The sequence below is a fragment of the Corynebacterium sp. HMSC14B06 genome (assembly GCF_001807075.1).
Lineage (GTDB): Bacteria > Actinomycetota > Actinomycetes > Mycobacteriales > Mycobacteriaceae > Corynebacterium > Corynebacterium jeikeium_D.
Window position 1 is genome coordinate 97,034 of sequence record NZ_KV787370.1, and the last position, 6,264, is coordinate 103,297.

Sequence of the window (6,264 nt, forward strand, 5' to 3'; positions counted from 1 at the left end):
ACTAGCTAATTTCCTACAAGTCTTATCGACCGTGCCCGCTCGAGGCGCGGGCATAGAGAAAGCGTACGAAATACCGTGGTTGCACAACCTTCTACCATTGCCGTCATAGGTGGCGGTATCTCCGGCCTGAGCGCAGCGTATGAGTTGCGTAAAAAGCTCGGACCCGCCGCAAGAATAATTGTCATCGAGTCCAGTGCACAGGTCGGCGGCAAGCTGAAGACTCGAACAGGAACTAACGGCCCTCTCGAAGCGGGCGCTGAGGCGTACCTGGCGTTCCGTCACGATGCCACCGATTTTTTCAAGGAACTCGGGTTGGCAGATCAGCTAGTCGCCCCTTCGGGGCTGCCTTCCAAGCTCTACATTGGCGGTGAACTCAAGGACCTTCCGCGTAACACGGTCACCGGTATTCCAGGAAGTTCAGAAGGGTTGGGCTACCTCCTCAGCGAGGCCACCCTCGCCAAGATTGATGCCGAGTCGAACCCCGAGCTCACTCCAGCCTTGCACTGGGTACTGGGTGACGACATGAATGTCGGCCAGCTGGTCGCGGCGCGGCTCGGTGAGGAAGTCGTTGACCGCATCGTCTCCCCGCTGCTCGGAGGCGTCTACTCAACCACCGCATACGACCTGGGCCTGCGTGCGACCATCCCACAGTTGGCGGCAGCGCTTGATGAAATGGCTAGTGTCGGTGATCATGTCAGCCTCACCGGCGCTGTCCAGCGCGTTCTGGAAGCACGTAAGCAGGCGCAGCAGGCGCGTCTGAGCAGTGAGGCTGCGACAGACTCGACGAAGACGAATCGACCGGTGGTCTTCCAAACGTTCCGCGATGGCTTCGAGGTTCTCTACAACACGCTTGTCGACGAATCGGGAGCCGAACTCCTCTTGTCGACGAAGGCTACTGGTCTGCGGCAGCATGACAATGGCTTTGAGGTCACTGTGGAACTGCCGTCGGAAAGCGGCACGAGCGTTAGCACTATCGACGTCGACGGCGTTGTCGTGGCGGCACCTTCTGCAACCACATCGGAGCTGTTGAGCAATCTTGCGCCAGAGGCGGCTGAGCTCATTGGTGGGGTAGACACGTCTAACTCGGCGGTGGTCGGTATGTGTTTCGACTCGTCCGAGGGACTGCCGGAGATCAACGGTGTGTTGTGCGAGATTGGTGCGGATCTGTCCGCGAAAGCTTTCACAGTGTCGTCCCGGAAGTGGCCACATATTGGTGAGCGCTACGGTGCCGTTGTGAGGGCAAGTTTCGGACGTTTTGATGATGACTCGCACGTGCATCGCAGCGACGAGGACCTCATCGCCAGGGCAAAGGCGGATTTGGCTAAGGCGACTGGCTTTGATGCCGAACCGACAGCGGTTTTCGTCCAGCGTTGGTGGGCGGGGATTCCACGCTTCGATATGGGGCATGAAGGCCTGATGGATTTTGCTCGCCAGGAGTTGGACGAGGTGCCTAAGCTTGCAGCGACAGGGGCGTGGCTCAGTGGCCCGGGCATTCCGGAATGTATTTCCAACGCCAAGGCTGCGGCCAGCAAGATTGCTGCGGAGCTGGGATAAAGCTGCGAGATTGGTGCTGAGTACGCAACTGGCGCTGACCCATCGTTTGTAAACAAACCTTTCAACCGAACTAGGAGACAACTAATGACCAAGCTCGATTTCAAGAAGCTCAACGACACCATCCGCTACACCATGTGGTCTGCCTTCAAGGTGACCCCTGGTGCACTCGGTGATAACCGCGAAGAGGCAGTGGCTAAGACCAAGGAATTCCTGGCTCGTTACGAAGACACTGATCTGATCATCCGTGGTTTCTACGACGTTTCGGCCATGCGTGCTGAAGCTGACTTCATGTTCTGGATTCACGCAGAGAAGCTGGAAGACCTGCAGGCGTTCTACAACGCCTTCCTGCGCGAGACTCCGCTCGGCCAGGCATCCACTCCGCACTGGTCGAACGCTGCGCTGCACCGTCCAGCTGAGTTCAACAAGTCGCACCTGCCGTCGTTCATCATGGGTGAAGAGCCGGGACGATGGATTGCGGTTTACCCGTTCGTCCGTTCCTACGACTGGTACCTGCTGGAGCCGACCGAGCGTCGACGTATCCTTGCTGAACACGGTATGGCCGGTCGTGACTACCCGGATGTGCGCGCCAATACTGTCCCGGCGTTCGCACTCGGTGACTACGAGTGGATCCTTGCATTCGAGGGGCCGGAGCTCGACCGCATTGTGGACTTGATGTGGAAGATGCGTTACACCGAGGCTCGTCTGCACGTCCGCGAAGAGATTCCGTTCCACACGGGCCGTCGCGTCGATGACATCGCAGAGATTATCAACGTTCTGCCGTAGCTCACGCAATCAACGAGAGAATCAGCAGCGCCGCTGGTCAAGCCCCGTTAACTGACGGGATTTTGACCAGCGGCGCTGCTTCTCTATCTAGTTATTCAGTCGTCTTGTCCGGTTCCAGCGTGAGTGAAATTGAATTGATGCAATAACGCAGGTCGGTCGGAGTATTATATCCCTCACCCTCAAAGACGTGGCCGAGGTGAGAATTGCAACGACTGCACAGCACTTCGGTACGGACCATACCGAGGCTCGTGTCTCGGCGCTCAATAATCCGGTCTCCAGCTAGTGGAGAGAAGAAGGATGGCCAACCGCAGTGAGAGTCGAACTTCTCGTTCGACCGAAACAGCTCGTAACCACAGGCCCGGCAGCGGTAGACACCTTGAGTCTCGGTATCGGTGTACTCACCGGTGAAGGCGCGTTCAGTACCTGCCTGACGCAAAACCTGGTACTCCGCGGCACTGAGGCGTTCGCGCCATTCTTCTTCGCTCAGATTCCAGTCTTCGCTATGTGATTCAACCATTCTGAATAGCCTCCTCAGATTTGAGATTAGATTCCTGATTAGACTTCCTGCCTGCTATCTTCCAGTCGCTTAGCCAGCTGAAGCCGGATGCAAAGCTACGGCCATTGACGGCATCCACAATCGTCATTCGAATGAGTGCTGCCGTGATGGAGAGGATTAGAACGGCCCAACCAATACCGCCGATTGCAACTGTGAACCACGGGAAAAAGAGGTCATCTTCATCAATCCACCAATTGGCGTAGAAGAAACAGAGTACGACTCCGAGTCCTGCGCCCCAATTCAACATGACTGTCGAACCAATATTTCCTTCATTGTCGCGAGCCAAAACCAATGGGCGAAGCACGGTGAGAACCATTGGCAAGAGTGTCATCGAGTAGTACTGCTGTCCCAGGCTGGAAAGGAAGAACGCGCCGGTGAAGAGAACTCCGGAAGTCGTAGCAATCCAGAATTTCTCATCCCTTTCGAGCCAGCGAAGAAGGAGCACGACGGATACCAAGACAAAAATGCCGAAAAAGATCTGCCACAGCAAAATCAGTGTCGGGTGGGCACCCAGCCAAACAAGCTGCCCAGTCAGTGAAGCATTTGCAAAGTCACGGACAACTCCCAGGTAGGGGACAGTGATATCTAGGTAGTCACGTGGTTGGACCATGAGCGGCCACGCAATGACATTGGCTGCAATTACCACTCCGATACTGGTCAGTACCGTAGAGAACTGCCTGCGCATGAACGGTAGGAACAGCATTGGCAAGAAAACAGGTTTAATGGTGATTGCGATACCGATGATCAGGCCGGCCAGGATATTGCGCCGCTCGGTCAGAGCAATAAAAAACAGCACTAATGCAAGGAACAGTGAACCGTTGACGTTCGTAAAATCAAGGGTGTTGGTAACGGGTTCCGTGAGGTAGAGCAGTGCTATCGACGCTGGAATGATGGGGCCAGAGCGCGCAATACCAAGCCACCTCAGCAGCAATACAATTGCCGCAATGATTGCAGCTGACTGAAACACCGCAAACCAGATTCGGCCCGATTCAAGCGAGCCGAACAAATCAATCGGGGCTAAAAGTAGGGTAGCGCCTGGGGAATACAGATAGTGCGGATCGGCTGTTACGTAGTCTTCCGAATAAACGGGTACCTGCGATACGAATCGATTAATTGCCGACCAGACCGTCGTAAAATCATCTGTGCCAGAAACGTCTTTCGGCAAAACCCAGGTGCGGTGAAAAACCACCACAGCTGCGATAGGCCACAAGAAAGCGCTGAGTCCTCGCGACACGTGCCGAGACAGAGGGCGTGTTGCCACCGAATTTGTCTCTGGCGTGTCCTTGGACGTTTGCGTTAATGCCGTTGCGCTTGCGCTCACGTCGATTTTTGGTTTACTCACAATACTCCACCCTACTGGGTGAAGCTGCGGGAATAGCGTAGGAAGATGTGTGAGTCGGAATGTAGGATATCCCGCACTTCAAAAGCCTGCGGGTTCGTCGAGTTCGAGTCCTCATCAGGGTCGTTCTCTCCGAAAGTCAGGGGACCGTTACCCACCCACATCGGCGACAACGTCAGGAACAGTTCGTCGACGCACCCGTTTTCGAATGCTTCTCGATACATCGTCGGCCCACCCTCTACGACAATGTCTCGATACCCATGTTCAGCCAGCCACGCTAACGCCGCTTTTACCGAGGGATCAGGGAGCTTAACGACGCGAGCCCCGGCCGATTCCATCTTTCTAGCTTTGTCCTTGTGAGCGGTCTTTGCCTCTTCATCATTAAAAGCATCTTCAGTCTGGGTGAAGATTATCGGAGGATTGACTTCTGCATTCGCGAAAAAGTCGGATTTTATATCTAAATCCAACGAGCGCGAGAGTGTGGACATCGCCACGTGCTTGGAGCGACCTAGCTTCTGTCGAACGGTCTCTAGGTACTCCGGTATCTCAACTGGCCCGTAACCCTCAGCCGCGATGGTGCCTGTACCAACGAAAACGACGTCGGCAAGCGCGCGAAGCGTGTTGAAAACCGTGGCATCGGTGTCATTCCCAAGCTGGCCTGAGGTGCCTTCGACGGCGCCGCGTCCGTCCAAGCTGGTGACGGCGATGGCAGTGACGGTGGAGGTGGCGAGGGGTACCGCTGCTGAATCATGTGCCGTTTGCGCAGGTCGAGAAAGAAACTGCAAAACTTCATCGGTTGATGGGCTTCTGGAGGTGAGTGTAGCCATACCGCCGAGGTTAAGCCGACGATTGCAAAATAGGCAAGGCCTGGCTTATAAGGGAAGTATTATAATCGTTGTCATTTATGAGGGTTGGGCTTATAGTAGGGGCATGCGACTAACAGATACTCTTGAGAAGGCATTCAACGACCAGATCACTATGGAGCTCACCGCTTCCCACGTCTACCGCCAGCTGGCAATCGAGCTGGATCTGCTGGATCTCTCCGGCATGGCAGAGTGGATGCGTGCACAGGCGGATGAGGAAGTTGATCACGCGAACCAGTTCATCGCACACCTCGATGCTCGCGACAACCACCCGCAGATTGGTGCTGTCGACGCACCGGAGGTGAAGGTCACTTCCGCAATCGATGCATTCCGCATCGCTCTTGAGCATGAAGAAAAGGTTTCGGCATCTATCCGTAACCTCCGCAAGCTTGCTGATAGCGAGGGTGATCTCGACTCCCGCCCGCTGCTGGACAGCTTCGTGGTTGAGCAGATTGAGGAAGAGGACACCGTGCGTGGCATCATCGGCCGCCTGGAGATTGTCGGCGACAACGGTGCTGGCCTGCTACGTATCGACCGGGAGCTTGGCGCTCGCGACGCAGCTTAATATTGAGCTCGGTTCACAGTTTCGATAGAAATGACCGCCCCAGGCACTTAGCCCTGGGGCGGTCATTTCTATTCAGCTGGGATATCAATTGATGGGCTTGGCGTCCAGGCAAACCGAAATTTGTGGAGCGGTTCTGGGTTGACCATCCATAGCCTTTAGACGAGCGAGCTGCTCAGCAGAGCTCGCCGAATTGGGAAAGCTGCCAGCCGAGACGCCTGCCGGACAACATTTTTCCTGCTTAACCCAGGGGAGCGGTAGGACTCAATGAAACTGGTTGCCTAGCAAAGGTTAAACGAAAACCCCCTCCCGGATACCCGGGGAGGGGGTTAGTCTGAGCGGATGACGGGACTCGAACCCGCGACCCTAACCTTGGCAAGGTTATGCGCTACCAGCTGCGCTACATCCGCAAATACGCTCGCCCATAAGGGCTTACGTGGTGCGCGATACTGGGATTGAACCAGTGACCTCTTCCGTGTCAGGGAAGCGCTCTCCCACTGAGCTAATCGCGCTGGGGTAAAAGCTATATAGAAGCTTTCAAGCGCAACCCCCTTCCAGGAGAAGGGGGTTTTGCACTGAGCGGATGACGGGACTCGAACCCGCGACC

Annotated in this window: 6 protein-coding genes and 3 tRNA genes (1 of these 9 running past the window's edge); 3 read left to right on the forward strand and 6 right to left on the reverse strand. The window is 55.6% G+C overall.

Annotated elements, in window-relative coordinates; genetic code table 11:
• Positions 1-75 precede the first annotated feature (75 nt).
• Together hemG and hemQ are read left to right on the forward strand one after the other, a co-directional pair.
• Positions 76-1,554 (forward strand): protoporphyrinogen oxidase, encoded by a 1,479-nt coding sequence (hemG, locus tag HMPREF3130_RS05035; RefSeq protein ID WP_083276338.1) that lies wholly within the window; start codon positions 76-78, stop codon positions 1,552-1,554.
• An 84-nt stretch (positions 1,555-1,638) separates the two neighbouring features.
• Complete coding sequence (gene hemQ / locus HMPREF3130_RS05040) at positions 1,639-2,337, forward strand: hydrogen peroxide-dependent heme synthase (RefSeq protein WP_070429449.1); 699 nt, start codon at positions 1,639-1,641, stop codon at positions 2,335-2,337.
• A gap of 91 nt (positions 2,338-2,428) precedes the next feature.
• On the opposite strand, the gene msrB is transcribed toward hemQ, so the two are convergent.
• From msrB to HMPREF3130_RS05055, 3 genes are read right to left on the reverse strand one after another with little or no spacing between them, the layout of a single operon-like run.
• A complete protein-coding gene (msrB, locus tag HMPREF3130_RS05045) occupies positions 2,429-2,854 on the reverse strand; it encodes a peptide-methionine (R)-S-oxide reductase MsrB (protein ID WP_070429450.1) in 426 nt (141 codons plus the stop codon).
• Entirely contained in the window at positions 2,847-4,235 is a 1,389-nt protein-coding gene (locus HMPREF3130_RS05050) for a glycosyltransferase family 87 protein (protein WP_246815112.1), read from the reverse strand. The genes msrB and HMPREF3130_RS05050 overlap by 8 nt, the downstream gene beginning before the upstream one ends.
• A gap of 11 nt (positions 4,236-4,246) precedes the next feature.
• Positions 4,247-5,059 (reverse strand): dihydrofolate reductase family protein, encoded by an 813-nt coding sequence (locus HMPREF3130_RS05055; RefSeq protein WP_070429452.1) that lies wholly within the window; start codon positions 5,057-5,059, stop codon positions 4,247-4,249.
• A gap of 103 nt (positions 5,060-5,162) precedes the next feature.
• Here HMPREF3130_RS05055 and HMPREF3130_RS05060 point away from each other — a divergent pair, with 103 nt between their 5' ends.
• Positions 5,163-5,660 carry a ferritin gene (locus HMPREF3130_RS05060; protein WP_005509579.1) on the forward strand — a complete coding sequence of 166 codons (498 nt, stop codon included), beginning with the start codon at positions 5,163-5,165 and terminating at the stop codon, positions 5,658-5,660.
• Between the two features lie 334 nt (positions 5,661-5,994).
• Here the strand turns inward: HMPREF3130_RS05060 and HMPREF3130_RS05065 are convergent.
• The 3 genes from HMPREF3130_RS05065 to HMPREF3130_RS05075 all read right to left on the reverse strand — a co-directional run.
• A tRNA-Gly gene (locus HMPREF3130_RS05065) sits at positions 5,995-6,067 on the reverse strand.
• A 27-nt stretch (positions 6,068-6,094) separates the two neighbouring features.
• A tRNA-Val gene (locus HMPREF3130_RS05070) sits at positions 6,095-6,169 on the reverse strand.
• A 66-nt stretch (positions 6,170-6,235) separates the two neighbouring features.
• A tRNA-Val gene (locus tag HMPREF3130_RS05075) sits at positions 6,236-6,264 on the reverse strand; it runs 66 nt beyond the window's last position.